The organism is Bradyrhizobium sp. USDA 4503, assembly GCF_054055815.1.
In genome coordinates, this window is record NZ_JBSRXS010000001.1 from 3,725,032 (window position 1) to 3,739,723 (window position 14,692).

Here is a 14,692-nt window from a genome sequence, read left to right on the forward strand (position 1 = left end):
CCCCGCTAATGCAGCAGCGTTGAAAGCGCGCCGGCCAATTCCTTCGCCGGATCCGACGGCAGCCACGGCATTCGCCAGGCCACGTGTCCATCGGGGCGCACCAGCACGGCGCCGCGCATGCCCAGTTGGAATCCGTCCGCCGGATCGGCCGACGGCAACTGTTTCAGCGACAGCGGCAAGGCGGTCTTCTCCGACACCTGCTTCCCCGCCTCCAGCCACTCGCCGCCGAGCGGCCCCGTGACGACGGTGAACTGCTTGTCGAACCAGTCGAGCGTCGATTTCTTGCGCGAAGGTTCGAGCCACATATGCGGAAATCGCGCGCCGGGACGATCCGTCGGCGTGTAGTAGCGGGAGTTCAAGGCCTTCGCGACGGTGCCATCGGGGATCACCGCGCCCTCCTCGTAATTGTGGCCGAGGTTCTGCCCGATGCTGTGCAGGTGATTGTCCATGTCGTTGATCCAGAACCTGATCCGGTCCGGATCGCGCGATCGCACGGCGTCATCGGTCAGCCCGAATCTCAGCCGATTGCCGTAGCTGAAATTGGCATTGGATTGCGCGATCGGACGTCGCTCGCTGGAATAGCTGTCGAGCAGCTTTTCGTTCGCAAAGCCCTTCAGCACGAAGGCCAGTTTCCACGCGAGGTTATGCGCGTCCTGAACGCCGGAGTTCAGGCCGAAACCGCCGGTCGGCGGAAAGCGGTGTGCGCAGTCGCCGACCAGAAACACCCGGCCCTTTCGAAAGGTCTCGGCCACCTGCATGCTGACCCGCCAGATCGAGCGGTTCAAAAGCGTGACATCGAGATCGGGAATGCCGACATGGCCGCGCGCGATCTCGATGAACTCCTGGTCGGTCCAAGGCCGCTCGCGATCGTCCTTGGTCAGGCCGATTTGCGTCACGGTCAGCCAGCGATCCCGGCCATTGGTGTTCAGGATGCCGGCGCGCGGCAGGTCGGGCTTGTCCGGGACGATGATGAAGCCGGCGGCCTCGCGCGCGATCGGCAGCCGCGACAGATCGGCACGCCAATACTCGTTCGACATCACCGCAAGCGTCGAGGGCCCGACCATCTCGATCCCGGCGCTGCGCCGCGTCTGGCTGCCCGCGCCATCGGCGGCGATCAGGTAAGTCGCCATCCATCGCGTCACCTCGCCGGTCTTTTCGCAACGTGTCGTGACGTTGACGCCGCTGTTGGTCTCCTCGAACGATTCACAGGCCGTGTTGAACAGGACCGTGGCGTGTTTGGACTTTTCGACCACCCGCAGGATTTCCTCCTCGACGGCGTCCTGGGCGACCAGGCTCTTCCAGGCGGGGGTATGGCCGACATTCGGTTCGGGACGGGTGCGGCCGAACTCGTGGCCCGCGATGCTGTCGAGGAACACGAACATGTCGGAATTGTCCTGCAGACCGCGGTCGCGGATCGCTTGCTCGATCCCCCACTGCCGGAAGATCTCCATGGTACGGACCCAGCAGCCGCGCGACTTGGGATGATCCGTCGTCGTCGGGCTCTTCTCGACCACCACGCAGTCGATGCCGAAGCGATCGAGCAGCAGCGACATCGCAAGGCCGACCGGCCCGCCGCCGGCAATGAATACAGACGTCTGGCGTGCCTCATCGGTGGCGATGCCCATCCTCGTCTCTCCTCCGTTTGATCGTTGCGAGGAGACTGCTCCTTTTTTGGTATCTCACAAGAATATGTTTGATATGGTATCCATCTCGATTTGAGATGGAGTGCCAGTCATGGACCTGCGGCAGATCCGCTATTTCGTCGCCGTCGCCGAGCGTGGCGGCTTTGCCGCCGCAGCGAGCACGCTGAACGTCGCCCAGTCGGCACTCAGCCGCCACGTCAAGGAACTCGAGGAGGAATTGGGCGGCGCCTTGCTCGAACGCGGCGCGCGCGGTGTCTCGGTCACGGAATCCGGCAAGGTGCTGCTCGCGCGCGGGCGCTGGCTGCTCGGTACCATCGGCGACATCAAGGCCGAGGTGCGTACGGAAAACCGCGAGCCGAGCGGTACGGTGCGGATCGGTGCGCCGCCGAGCCTCGGCGATATCCTCTACCCGCCGCTGGCCCAGACCTTCGTAAGGCAGTTTCCACGCGTGAGGCTCGAACTGAGCGAGGGCCTGACTGAGAACGCGTCCGAACGCCTGCTGCGCGGTGAACTCGATCTGGCGATCGTGACGACGCCATCCCCCAACGACCATCTCGACTATGAGACGCTGGTCGTCGAACAGGTGTTCCTGATCGGACCGTCGCGCGACCCGCTGCTGAAGCGCGGCCGGCTGACCCGCAAGGAGTTCGACGCCCTGCCGTCCGCGGTGGCCCCGCTCAGCCGCAACCCATTCCCGTCGACCATGCTGTGCGCAGTGCGGGTCGACAACAGCACACCGATGAAACGCATGGTGGCATCTGGCCTCGGCTACGCGCTGCTACCCTTCTCCGGCATTCACCAGGAGGTGGCTGCCGGGGTGCTGTCGGCGGCGCTGTTGCCGTGGATGCGCGCCGAGCGCGTGCTGGCGCTGCCGCGCGGACGGCCCGTGAGCCGGGCCACGCGTGAAGCGATTGCCGCGCTGAAGAAGATCTGCCGCGCTTTGATCGACGCGGGAATTATCCTGACCGCGCCGGCGCGCAAGAGCTGAACCCGCCGCTCTACGCAAGCGGTCTGCTCATTCCTCGCTGCCCGACGCACGGGCCGTATCCGTTGCGTCCGGCTCCAGCTTCCGATCGACCAATCTGTCTTGACCATAGTTGTCATGACAACTATAGAGTCATTCCAAGATTGGCGATCAAGCCGGCTGTTCCCGCCGTGAAAAGACGCGAGCCGTGACGCGGCTCTGCGGGCGACTTTTCACGGCCGGCGGTTAGTCGAAGGGAGGACGTTATGAACGCTGCTTCGCAGACCCACGCGGCAAGGCTGAGCGAGATTTCCCGGCTCATCGACGACCGCCCCGGCGAACGCATCTTTGAAGTCGATCGCCGGATCTTCACCGATCCGGACGTGTTCGACGCCGAGCTGCGATATGTCTTCGAGGCCACGTGGAATTTCATCGGCCTGGAATCCCAGGTCGCTCGGCCCAACGATTTCGTCACCACCCATATCGGCCGGCATCCAATTCTGGTGATGCGGAGCGCTGAGGGCAAAGTCGGCGCCTTCCTCAACACCTGCCGGCATCGCGGAACGATCGTCTGCCCGTTCAAGCAGGGCCGGCAGAAATTCCATGTCTGCCGTTATCACGGCTGGGCCTACGACTCGGGCGGGCGCAACATCTCCGTGACGGAGGAAGCGAGCGGGCAGTATCCGCCGTCCTTCTCGAACAGCAATCACGACCTTCTTCCGGTCGCGCGGCTGGGCTCGTATCGCGGATTCCTGTTCGCGAGCCTCTCGGCCGACGTTCCGCCGCTGGAAGAATTTCTCGGCGACACCCGCGCGTTCCTCGACCTCATCATCGATCAGAGCGACAGCGGTGAGGTCGAATTCGTGCCGGGCGCCAGCACCTACACGTTCGATGGAAACTGGAAGCTGCAGTTCGAGAACGGGCTCGACTACTATCACTTCGCGACCACGCACAGCTCCTACGTCGATATCCTGAAGAAGCGCAATGCAAGCGCCGGACCGGATGCCGGATTCACTGCGGAGCCGGAAGGCGAGCAGGAAGGGCAAGGCAGCTTCAGCTTCGAATACGGTCACGCCGTCAACTGGTCGATCAAGCGCACGCAGCTCTATGGCCGGCCGCTCGGCATGGATCCGGCGCGTCTCGACGCCGTGCGGCAGCGCGTCGGCAGCACCCGCGCCAAATGGATGCTGCGCCAGCGCAACCTCACGATTTTTCCGAACCTGCAGGTCATCGACATCCTGTCGGCGCAGGTGCGAACCTGGCGGCCGCTGGCACCCGACAAGACCGAGATGGTGTCGCATTGCCTTGCTCCGGTCGGCGAAAGTGCCGCGGCGCGCACGCTTCGTATTCGCAACTACGAAGACTTCTTCAATGCCTCCGGGCTGGCAAGCTCGGACGACAACGTCATGTATGAGTTCTGCCAGACCGGCTATGACGCGACGACCGCCGCGCCCACGCAAGGTTATCTGCGCGGCATCGCGGAGGTCGGCCACGGCGAGAGCGCGCACACGCGCGAGCTCGGCATCACCCCTTCCGAATGGTCATTCGGCCCCACCAGCTTCGGCGGCGAGACGAATTTCCATCCCGGGTATCGCGAGTGGCGCAGGCTGCTGCAGCACGCTGCCGGGGAGACGGCGTGATGGCGGCCGACGCAATCAAGCAAACCGATGCCCGCGCGGTCGCAGCCGCGGTCATCTTTCGCGAGGCTCGCCTGCTCGACACCGGCGAATGGGCCGACTGGGTCGCGATGTACAGCGAGGATGCCGTCTATTGGGTGCCGGCCTGGCTCGACGAGTACACCACCACCAATGATCCCGACACGCAGGTCTCGTTGCTCTACCACGATGCGCGGCGCGGACTGGAAGAGCGGATCGCGCGCATCGAGTCGCGCAAATCGATCACCGCGCTGCCGCTGCCGCGCACCGTGCACCAGATCTCGAACCTGGAAGCGTGGGAAACCGGCGCCGATCAGATCACCTGCCATTCGGTGTTCTCGGTCCACGTCTACGACCCGCGCATGGCCAAGGAACATCTGCGGCACGGGCGCTACGAGCACACGCTGCGGCGTGACGGCGAGACCTGGAAGATCGCGCGCAAGGTCATCACGCTGGTCAACGACCGCGTCCCGGCCGTGCTCGATTTCTACAGCATTTGAGAGGGCACATGACCGACGATCAGGGAACCTGGCACGAAGCGGCCGCACTCAGCGCGCTGAACGAAGGCGAGCCGTACGGCATCGAAATCGGCCGCCACCACGTCGCGCTCTATCGCGTCGGCAACGAGTACTACGCCACGAGCAACATCTGCACGCATGCGGAGGCGCTGCTGTCCGACGGCATTCTGGAGGGCTGCGAGATCGAATGCCCGCTGCATATGGGCCGCTTCGATATCCGGACCGGCGAGGCGCTGACCAGCCCGGTCGAGATCGACATCCGGACCTATCCGGTCCGCGTGGCGGGCGACAGGCTCGAAGTCTGCCTGCCCGCATAAGACAACCATCAAAAATCAAGAATCGGGGGAAACAGGGATGACCGAAGTCGTGATGGACAAGGCGGCGATAACGACCGCCGATCCGCAGATCGAACGCACCACAATCCGCAAGGTCGCGCTGCGCCTGATGTGGTTCGTGATGGCGATGTATTTCCTCGCCATTCTCGACCGCGGAAACATCTCCTTTGCCGCGCTGCAGATGAACAAGGAGCTCGGGCTCAATGCCGAGAAGTTCGGCATCGCGGTCGGCATCATGTACTTCACCTATTCCATCTTCGAGATCCCGAGCAATCTCATCCTCAGCAAATACGGCGCGCGCGTCACGCTGACGCGGATCGCGATCCTGTGGGGCATCGCCACGATGCTGATGGCATTCACGCAGGGCCCGCTCAGCCTCTATGCATTCCGCGGCTTCCTCGGATTTGCCGAGTCCGGCCTGTTTCCCGGGGTGATGCTGCTGCTGAGCCTCTGGTTTCCATTCAGCTACCGCGCCCGCTACAACGCGATGTTCAACTATGCGGTGCCGATCTCCTATATCTTCGCCTCGCTGATCTCCGGCGCGATCCTCGAGCTGAACGGGGTGTTCGGCATCTCGGGTTGGAAATGGCTGTTCATCCTCGAAGGCCTGCCGCCCGTCATTCTCGGGATCGTCGGCATCTTCTATCTGACCGACCGCCCGCAGCAGGCGAGCTGGCTGTCGACGGCGCAGCGCAACTGGCTGACCAGCGCGCTGGAGCGCGACGCCAAGGCGACCGGGGTGGTGCATGCCGAAGGCGTGCTCAGGACCATCACCAAGCCGATGGTGCTGCTGTTCGGCCTGTGCAATTTCGGCCTGTTCTGCGGCCTGGCTTCGCTGTTTCCCTGGCTGCCGCAAATCATCAAGTCGTTCGGGCTGCCGAATTCACAGGTCGGTTTCGTGACCGCGATCCCGCCCGTCGCCGGCCTGATCGGCATGATCGCGTTGTCGCGGCACTCCGACCATGTCGGTGAGCGCTTCTATTATGCGGCCATGACCTTCGTGATCGCAGCGGCCGGCTTCGCGATGGCGGCCTTTTCAACATCGCCGGTTTGGATCATCATCGGATTCATGGTTGCCAATGTCGGTGTCTATGGTACGCAGGCCGTGTTCTGGACTATTCCCCAGTCCTACATGTCGCGGCAGAGCGCGCCGGGCGCGATCGGCCTGGTCAGCACCATCGGCAGCATCGGAGGCGCCACCATCCCGATCGTGATCGGACGCGCCAAGGACGCCTCGGGCAGTTTCACCACCGGATTCCTCGTGGTAACAGGCGTTCTCCTGGTCGCGGCGGCGTTGGTCCTGATCGCGCGCACTCAACTCGTGAAAGAATGAAGAGCCGGACTGGCGCAAACCGCAACAGAGCCCCTGACCCGCGCCGCGCCGCGCAAGGGAACACGGGCTCGGAGCTGGTGATCGATTTCGAACGTTACGTGCCCACGGTGCTGTCCAGCCTGGTCGCGAAGTTGCGCGCCAATGCCAATGCCTTCTTCCCGCAAGCCTACGGCGTATCGCTCGCGGAATGGCGGGTGCTGTCCTTTCTCAGGGAGCATGAACCGGCAAGCGCCTACGACATCTGGACCAATGCGCAACTGGACAAGGCCGTCGTCAGCCGCGAGACGGCCTCGCTGAAGAAAAAGGGCCTGATCGAGCTGACGCCGGTGCGAGGCAGCGCCCGGAACCGGACCGAGATCCGGCTGACATCGCAGGGCGTGGCGCTGCTCGACCGCAGTCTGGATGAAATCCTGCGCCGGCACAGCAACCTCACGGCCGGTCTCGACGCCAAGGCGCTGGAGAGCTTCTTCCGGGTCGTGGCGCATATCGAGCACCGCATCCCCCACATGGCCGACCAGACCTCGAACGCCGTGCCGGCCCATGCGCCGGTCAAACGCATTGCGAAGCGGAGGCCGCCGACCGGCGCCTAGCGACACTTGTCCGGTGAGGAACCCCGCGTAATTTATGTTTCAGTAAGCAAGTTGTAGCTAGGATCGATCAGTGAGTTGCGTATGGGAGACTTCCAGTGATCGACTTTGACGAACTTCGTAGTATCGCCGCGGATGTTCGTATCTTTATCGACGCGTCGGAAGACAAGGGTGGCGCCTTGAAGGCCATCATCGAGGCCTACGACGTCGTTCTGGGGATTTTTCCGGCCGGCCAGGGAATGGATCTTCACGTGGTCAAGGGCAACGAGGTCCTCAATCATATCGCGCAGACCCAGGCATCGTCGGGCTTTACCCACACCGCCATCGCATTCCAGACCCGTGAGCAGGCTGTTGCGCTTCAGCAACTGATGGCCGCCTAGCCACCGGCGTTACGCGCCCCTGTTGCGGGGGTGGCCGAAACGATCGCATCGGCAATCGCGCAATCTCGATCGACGACCGAAGCGGCCCTGGAAGATCGAGGGTCGGATCTAATTTCCTCTCCCTGCATCTCAGGGCACCGGTAGATCAAGCAACGGTTGCTGAACCGCGTTGCGCAGCCGTTCGGCATGGTACTGCGCGACACAATCCCAGGGGTACTCGACCAGGAAATCGGCAATGCGCAGCGCCGCCGCGGCGGGCTCCGCGTACCGAATCGAACTGTAGACGGCTTCCCAGCGCGCGCAGAACGTCAGCTCCGAATCGCCGCGTTCGCCGCACAGCTCGTAGACCGTGATCGCGTCGGCAAAGCCCTTCGGCCGGATCTGGTCGACGCTGCGGAACGCGAATCTGTGTTCGGCACGCGCCTTCACGGCTGCGCTCACCAGGACCTGCGTGCCGTAGTTCTTGTTGAGGCCTTCGAGACGCGAGGCCAGATTGATGGTGGCGCCGAGCGCGGTGTAGCTCATGCGGGCCGCGGAGCCGACATTGCCGACCACGGCATCGCCGAGATGCAGGCCGAACCGCGTGCCATAGGCCGGCCAGCCTTCGCTGCGGAAAGCCCGGTTGAGCTCGGCATTGCGGTGAACGCAGTCCAGCACGGCCTCGCAGGCATGAACGACGTGATCGGGATCCTCGTCCGGCGCGTTCCACAGTGCCATCACGGCGTCGCCGATGAACTTGTCGATGGTGCCATGGTGTTTCATGATCGCCTCCGACATCGCGGCGAAATAACGCGAGGTGAAGATCATGACTTGCGAGGGGTCCGCCTTCTCGGTCTTCGCGGTGAAGTCGGCGACGTCAGTGAAGAGAACCGTGACCTCGCGCCTGATACCGCCGAGCTGCAGCGAGGCTCCTGACTCCATCAGCTGACGGACGATCGGCTGCGGAATGAAGCTCGAGAAGTTGCGCACGACGGTGCGCATCGTAAACACCGAGCGGCCCAGTTCATCGATCTCGTCGATGGCCGATTGCATCCGCGGCCGGTCGGCGAGTTGAAAGCGCTGGATCTCGTCGGTCTGCCGCGCCAGCTCACGCAGCGACCGGGCGAGCAGCGAGCCGAGCCAGAACGCGAAAGGGAGCATCGCGATCACAAAGCCGAGCGCGATGGCGAACAGCGCGCGCCGCTCCGAGATGATCTTGGCGAAAAACTCGTCGAGCGGGGCGACCACCGCGAGGTGGATGTTGGCCGCACCGGCCGTCTCGATGCGGTGAAAGGCCGCGACAAGGGTCCGTCCGTCGGCGTCGGTGAAGAACTGCTGGGCGAGCCCGTCGGTGCGCCAGGCCTGGATCGCCGCGGACAGGCCGGGAAGCTTGAGGACGTCGATCCGGGGCAATGCGTCGCTGCGTTCCGTCATCAGCTCGCGCATCTCGGGATGGCCGACGATGCGGTCGGCGTCGTTGAACAGGAAGGCCAGCCCCGATTTTCCGAGCTTTTGCCGGCTCAGCATCTCCTCGAGGCGATTGAGCAGCAGGTCAGCGGCCACCACCCCGCGGCGGCCCTCCCTCAGCGGCGTGCGCAGCGTGTAGCCGGGCTCCCCGGTCGCGTAGAACACATAAGGCCCGGTGAGCAGCGTCTTGCGATCCTTTAAGGCATCGACATACCAGGGACGCCGCCGCGGGTCGTAGCTGTGCGGCCCCGCCACCTCGGCGACCTTGGTCAGGTTTTCCGACAGGAACAGCGTCACCGGTGCCGCGGCGGCCGCCCCGGAGCGGGCAATGACGACGACGCGGTAGACGGCGTCGGCGGCGACATTCAGCGCCGTGCGGAATTGCGGCTTGGCGCGATCGATGACGTCCATCTCAAGGAAGGAGCCGTCTTCGTACCCGACATAGAGGTTGAAGATCTGCGGATTGTTGCGCAGCATCGAGGCCAGCAGGGCGTAGAGCCTGACATTGTCGGCGACGTCGGCCTCCTGGATGGCCGGAATTCCTGCCAGGATCTCGAGGTTGTCGCGCACATTCTTGAACTGCGCGTCGATGCGATCGGCGCCGATTTGCCCCACCTTGTCGATGAAGGTGCTCGCAGCCATCTGCGTGATCGACGAGACCCGCCTGAAGCTGAGATAGACCAGCGTCAGTCCGACCACCAGCACCGCGGCGATGACCACCGTGATGATCGAGGTGCGGAAGCCGATACGAACCGGCCCCCGGCCGGTCTCGCGCGCATCACTCATCGAGCTCGTCGTTCGCCTCCGCTAATATTTGCGCACGATCGGCTTCGTCGGTGTAGTAGCCGGCGCGGCCGGCGAGAGCTGGAACGTCACCCACGCCGTCCACCCTTCCGGCCGGTTCTCTGCGGCGAAATCCTTGTAGCCACGAAGGTTCAGATAGCCCTGATAGCCGTCGGCCACCGGGAAGATGAATCCGACCTGCGGGCCGATGCCGGCGACGCGTCCCTTGAAATCACCGAGCGTCGCGCCGGCACCGCTGTCTCCGGTGAGCTGCTGGAAATAGTAGCCGGCGACACCGACATGCACATTCTTGGCGACGAACTTCGAAAGTCCCCAGTCGACGTGAAAGTCGATGCCGTTCTGGTACTGCAGATCCTTGTTCATTCCGTTGTAGGTGACGCCCGCCAGCACCGAGAACTCCTGGCCGGTTTCCGGATTGAGATAGGTATAGGCGCCGCCGACATCGATCGCAGTGAATCCGAAGCTGAGATTGGCGAGGCGGCTGCTGTCATAGGTCCCGCTCGGGATGTTGCCAAAGATGTAGAACATCTCGTTGTTGACACCCTGATTCCATTTCAGCGTGCCCTGGTAGAAGACATCGGAGACCGTGTTGCGGTTGTCGGTTGCGACGCCCGAGACCGTATTGCCCCGCGGCCCCGTCAGTGTCGCGTCGACACCGACGCCGACATTTCCCGGCGCGGCAAGGAAGGTTACGGCGGCCTGGCCCCCGAGCACGGACTGAGCCCAGGTGTAGGTAAATCCTTCCACGAGAACGTCTGCATGCGCGTTGAGACCAGCGACGACCGATCCGGGCACCCGGTTGCCGATCACGAAATTCTTGCCCGCGTTGGCGCTTTGGTCGAGGTGAATGTAGATCGTCTCATACGCCCAGCCGGGCATGGCCGGTGCGGCGGTCAGGCTTGCGAACGCGCCGGGCAGCCAGAAGCTGACCCCGCCGGAATCGGCCAACGCCGCGCGCGGCGCTGCCGACAGTGCGAGTGCGCCAGCTATGCCCAGTGCGGCGCACCTGTGATTCTTGACCATCCTCATCCTGATCTCCCCACTTCGTTCAAGGCATCGTAGCGGATTCGCGCGCGCTTCAGTTGACCGCCTGCGCCTCCGGGAACTTCCATTTGCCGTTCAGGATTTCCGCCCGCGGCCGGTAGAGCCGGACCGTGTAGTTCCAGCCCTTGGTGATCGGCAGGCAGTTCGGGATCTTGCCGTCGCAGCCGCCGAATTGGACCGCGACGGAGCCGTCCGGGCCCTTCGCGCCGGTGATATTGTTCAGCGTGTAGGCGTCGTAGGAATTCTTCTCGAAATATCCCTTGGCGTTGTAGACGCTGATCGACCAGAAGCCGTCGACCGGGACGTCGCGGACGGTCAGCTTGTAGACCGTCGTGCCATCATTCTTCGTAGGCGTGATGCTCAGATAGGTGGCGTCCTTGTCGGGATTGCCGCCCCAGCCGGCGGCCGTGCCGATCAGATGCCTGACAGGATCGACGTGCCCCTTGGGTCCGAAAGCATGCGCAAAGCCTCCGGTGTAATCATTGAGCGCAAGCAGCGCTTCGCGAATGGCTTTCTGGCTGGCGGGGTCCCAGTTCGGAAGTTCGAGCTTGCCGGTGCCTTTCTGGCTAACCTTGATGGCATCCTGCAGCGCGTGGACCTGTTCGAGATCCTTCGGATCGTTTGGATTGACGAGCGTCCGAATTCCGACCACCGCGTAGCGCGTGCCGACGTTGTCGCGCGTCAGCGTGCGCTTGCCGGCACCGTAATAGACCGCGGGCACATAATGATCCTCGCTGATCACCTGCAGTGCCATATAGCGCTTGCCAGGGTCCGGCATCGTGATCGTCACCGGCCCGGCGTCGAGGTCGAACACCCCTGATGTATAGAGCGTATCGCGGTTGAGCCGGATGACGGTCTGGTTGTCGATGCTGGCCGGCTCGCGGCGATGGTTGAGCTTTCCGAGGCCGACCCCCTTGGCGAGATTGCCCAGATAGAGATCGGACTCGGCGCGGGCAAAATTGTCGACCGTGACGGGTACCGGCGATTGCGCGAGCGATGCACTTTGGCCCACGAGGCAAAGGACACCACCAAAGAGGAAATTCCGCAGCATCATTTCATGCTCCCGACCGTGGCAGCCTTCACCTCGGTGAAGTCGCCGGGCTTCCAGCTCTTGTCGAAGGCCGCTGCTTCCGGCCCGTAGATGCGGATGTAGGCGAACCAGCCCTTGCCGGGTTGTGTCTTGATCCAGTGCGCCTCGTGTCCTGCGGGCGTATCCGGACCGAAATAGAGCTGCGCCGGTGCGCTGCCCTTGATGTCCTTCAGCTCGAACATCGAGCGCAGCGCGCCACGATCCTGATCGGTTTGCACCTGCGATCGCGTCGCCGTGTCATAGACGGTGACCGACCAGAACAGTTTGCCGGGCACCGGCTGCGGCAACGACAATGTGTAGTTCTTGCCGCCGTCGAGGAAGGCGCCGGTAGCGTCGCGCACGCTCATCCAGTAGAGCGAGCCAGCGCCGGCGGTCCGGCGGAACATCGCCGGCGAGGTGACGATCGCCTGCGCGAACCAGCGGTCGCGCGCCTCGAGATCCATGCCGGCCGGCGTCTCGAATTGCGCGCTGCCCGGCGTCAGGCCGACCCACTCCCATTTGCGATCCGGCCAGTTGATACGATCGGGCCGTGCGCTGTCGAAGGCCGACACCAGCATCTGGTCGCGCCCAGCCTTGGCCGCACGCGCGAGGATGTCGGTCATGCGCGCGTCGGGCACGAACGGCTTGCCCTTCTCGATACCAAGTTCGGACAGCAGCCCATACATCGGCAGGAACGACGGAACGATCGGCTCCTCGTCGACGATCCGCTTGAGCACCTGCCAGAACTGACCGTTGTCCTCCCAACGCAGCGAGGAACTGTCCAGCTTCTCCTTGCTCGTATCGACGATCGCAAGATTGGCGTTGCTGCCGAGCGGATGGACCTTCAAGGCGCGCAACGCGTCCATCGCCTTATTGACGTCGCCGCCGACTGGCAGCGCCCGCACAGCGAGAAGGTTCTTATAGGTTTTCGAGCGGCCGACGTAGTAGCCCTCCGGGACCTTGCCCTTGTAGTCGGGAGGAAGCACGAGGTGCTTGCCGCCCTTGCCGGCATCGGGACCAGGCAGGCCGAGGTCCTGCACCCAGCCCTGGTTATGGTCGTTGACCAGGCCGATATAAGCGCCGGGCGGCAGTTCGATGACGTATGGCCCCTTGGACAGATCGAGCGTGGCAGAACCATACGGGGTATCGGAGTTCAGCGTGAAGCCGACCTGGCGCGGCCCGGTCGCGGCGATTCCCATCTTCTCGCCGTCCTTGATGCCGACCTCACGGTTGCCGTTGAAGATGCCTTCGACCGACACGGTCGGATACCAGAACCGATAGGCGGTGATCGCCCGCTGGAAGTCGGCGTCATCGCGTGCGCGCCTAGTCGTATCCGCCGTCGGATAGCCGCGCTCGAACGCGTAAGGCGCTTGGGTTTGCGCCGACGCCGGGATAACGCAAACGAGCCCAATGGCGGCGGTGGCGAGCAAGAGACGGACCTTCCTCATAACTGATTCCCGGCGCTTCATTTCGTTGAACCGCCTGTTGTCGTGGCGATCCGCTCGACGTCGGGCAGCTTCCACACCTTGTCGAAAAATTCCTTCTTCGGCGCGTAGAAGCGCGCCATCAGTTCGAACTTGCGCGCGGGGTCGGTCGGCAGCCAGTTCGTCTCCTGTCCGGCCGGAGCCGCCGGCCCGATATAGATGTCGACTGAGCCATCCGGGTTCTTCTTCAGGTCGGGGATTTGCGAGGACCGGCTGGCCCGCCCGACGTTCTTGATCAGGGCATGGGTCTCGCGATCGTAGGCGGTCACCGACCAGTATTGTGCGACCGGAGCATTGGCCGGAACGTTGAGGCGATAGGTCTTGCTGCCGTCGAAGGCATCGCCCGCCTTGTCGCGGATCGAGATCGCATAGAACTGACCGGCGCCCAGGCGCTTGATGCCGATATAGGCGTAGCTGTAAGCGAGAGCGCGGCTGTCGGTCGGGTATGCGTTCAGATCGGCGAACCCGTCGGAGTAGGCCTTGACGACGTCCGGCGGCGCCGGGAACGTCCAGCGGCTGGTCTCGGAGAAAAACGGCGGCAGGCCGGCGTCGTATTTCGCCGCCAGCCAGGCACCCGCCTCCTTCGCCGCCGACGCAAGCACCGTCTTCATCGCCTCGGACGGAGCGAACGGCCTTCCCTTCTCGATGCCGATCGACTTGAGGCTATCGATCATCACCCGATCCCGGTCGATCCACGGCTCGTCCTGTACGATCCGGTTCAGATGCTCGAAGAAAGCCGCGTCGTAGCGAATGGTGGAATCGAAATCGGTGTCCTTCACGTCGCTGAACACGGTCGCCGGAGGGCTGGCCGCCTGCGCCAGAGGATAGACCTTCATGCGCTTGCCGTAGGCGATCGCGGCCTGGACGTCGGCGTCGCCGTGGCTCTTGAGGTTGGAGCGCAAAAGCATGTAGCCGCCGAACGTATCGGACTGCAGTACGATGTAGCCGTCGGGCTTTGGACCGTTATAGCCCGGCGGCAGAATCAGGAACTTGCCGCCGGCACCCTTGTCGACGCCGAGCAGGCCCGCATCCTCGAGCGGCATCTGCCAGACCGTGACGATATTGCCGTTGAACGATCCGTTCGCATCGCCAGGCGGGAGATCGAGCACGATCGGACCATTCCGCGTGTCGAAGAACGTCATGAAGTACAGCGCGTCCGGATTCGGCGTCAGCGTCTGGTTGTGCCAATCAAGCGGACGCCCCCAATAGATCACCTGCCCCACCTTGCCCGGCGTCCTGGTCAGCATCTCCTGCCGCATCAGGTCGGTGTTGACCGCGGGAATGCCCCAGATCACGGCCTCGACAGCGCGGCGTTCGATCAGGCGGCGATTCAGATCATCGCTGGACGGCGTTTGGGCATATGCCGATACGGTCGCCATCATCAGCGCAAGTCCTCCGGCGATCAATGGCTTCATGACAATCTCCATCAC

The 14,692-nt window shown here is 63.6% G+C and carries 13 protein-coding genes; 7 read left to right on the top strand and 6 right to left on the bottom strand.

Features of this window, described 5'->3' with window-relative positions; genetic code table 11:
• Window positions 1-5: 5 nt before the first annotated feature.
• Window positions 6-1,625: an FAD-dependent monooxygenase gene (locus ACVMIH_RS18130; RefSeq protein WP_229190479.1), complete on the bottom strand. Its 1,620-nt coding sequence runs from the start codon at window positions 1,623-1,625 to the stop codon at window positions 6-8.
• 109 nt (window positions 1,626-1,734) lie between these two features.
• Between ACVMIH_RS18130 and ACVMIH_RS18135 the strand changes: the two genes are divergently transcribed.
• The 7 genes from ACVMIH_RS18135 to ACVMIH_RS18165 all read left to right on the top strand — a co-directional run bounded on the left by ACVMIH_RS18135 (window position 1,735) and on the right by ACVMIH_RS18165 (window position 7,415).
• Window positions 1,735-2,631 carry a LysR family transcriptional regulator gene (locus tag ACVMIH_RS18135; RefSeq protein ID WP_456862778.1) on the top strand — a complete coding sequence of 299 codons (897 nt, stop codon included), beginning with the start codon at window positions 1,735-1,737 and terminating at the stop codon, window positions 2,629-2,631.
• Window positions 2,632-2,873: 242 nt separating this feature from the next.
• On the top strand, window positions 2,874-4,247 hold the full coding sequence (locus tag ACVMIH_RS18140) for an aromatic ring-hydroxylating oxygenase subunit alpha (protein WP_456862781.1): 1,374 nt from the start codon (window positions 2,874-2,876) through the stop codon (window positions 4,245-4,247).
• On the top strand, window positions 4,247-4,762 hold the full coding sequence (locus ACVMIH_RS18145) for an aromatic-ring-hydroxylating dioxygenase subunit beta (protein WP_456862783.1): 516 nt from the start codon (window positions 4,247-4,249) through the stop codon (window positions 4,760-4,762). Before ACVMIH_RS18140 ends, ACVMIH_RS18145 begins: the two co-directional genes overlap by 1 nt.
• 8 nt (window positions 4,763-4,770) lie before the next feature.
• Window positions 4,771-5,097, top strand: coding sequence for a non-heme iron oxygenase ferredoxin subunit (locus ACVMIH_RS18150; protein WP_016846920.1), 327 nt, complete (start codon window positions 4,771-4,773; stop codon window positions 5,095-5,097).
• Window positions 5,098-5,134: 37 nt separating this feature from the next.
• Window positions 5,135-6,448 carry an MFS transporter gene (locus ACVMIH_RS18155; RefSeq protein ID WP_168856273.1) on the top strand — a complete coding sequence of 438 codons (1,314 nt, stop codon included), beginning with the start codon at window positions 5,135-5,137 and terminating at the stop codon, window positions 6,446-6,448.
• 77 nt (window positions 6,449-6,525) lie between these two features.
• Window positions 6,526-7,038 carry a MarR family winged helix-turn-helix transcriptional regulator gene (locus tag ACVMIH_RS18160; protein ID WP_076823768.1) on the top strand — a complete coding sequence of 171 codons (513 nt, stop codon included), beginning with the start codon at window positions 6,526-6,528 and terminating at the stop codon, window positions 7,036-7,038.
• Between the two features lie 95 nt (window positions 7,039-7,133).
• On the top strand, window positions 7,134-7,415 hold the full coding sequence (locus ACVMIH_RS18165) for a hypothetical protein (RefSeq protein WP_057021052.1): 282 nt from the start codon (window positions 7,134-7,136) through the stop codon (window positions 7,413-7,415).
• A 129-nt stretch (window positions 7,416-7,544) separates the two neighbouring features.
• Here ACVMIH_RS18165 and ACVMIH_RS18170 read toward each other — a convergent pair whose 3' ends face one another.
• The 5 genes from ACVMIH_RS18170 to ACVMIH_RS18190 are packed head-to-tail and all read right to left on the bottom strand — an operon-like array spanning window position 7,545 to window position 14,677.
• A complete protein-coding gene (locus tag ACVMIH_RS18170; RefSeq protein ID WP_253638960.1) occupies window positions 7,545-9,647 on the bottom strand; it encodes an adenylate/guanylate cyclase domain-containing protein in 2,103 nt (700 codons plus the stop codon).
• A gap of 21 nt (window positions 9,648-9,668) precedes the next feature.
• The gene (locus tag ACVMIH_RS18175; protein WP_456862787.1) at window positions 9,669-10,694 is read right to left on the bottom strand and encodes a SphA family protein; all 1,026 of its coding nucleotides are present in this window, start codon (window positions 10,692-10,694) and stop codon (window positions 9,669-9,671) included.
• 49 nt (window positions 10,695-10,743) lie between these two features.
• The gene (locus tag ACVMIH_RS18180) at window positions 10,744-11,763 is read right to left on the bottom strand and encodes a DUF1254 domain-containing protein (RefSeq protein WP_456782247.1); all 1,020 of its coding nucleotides are present in this window, start codon (window positions 11,761-11,763) and stop codon (window positions 10,744-10,746) included.
• Window positions 11,760-13,226: a DUF1254 domain-containing protein gene (locus ACVMIH_RS18185; protein ID WP_456862789.1), complete on the bottom strand. Its 1,467-nt coding sequence runs from the start codon at window positions 13,224-13,226 to the stop codon at window positions 11,760-11,762. Before ACVMIH_RS18185 ends, ACVMIH_RS18180 begins: the two co-directional genes overlap by 4 nt.
• Before the next feature lie 17 nt (window positions 13,227-13,243).
• Complete coding sequence (locus tag ACVMIH_RS18190; RefSeq protein ID WP_456862792.1) at window positions 13,244-14,677, bottom strand: DUF1254 domain-containing protein; 1,434 nt, start codon at window positions 14,675-14,677, stop codon at window positions 13,244-13,246.
• Window positions 14,678-14,692 lie beyond the last annotated feature (15 nt).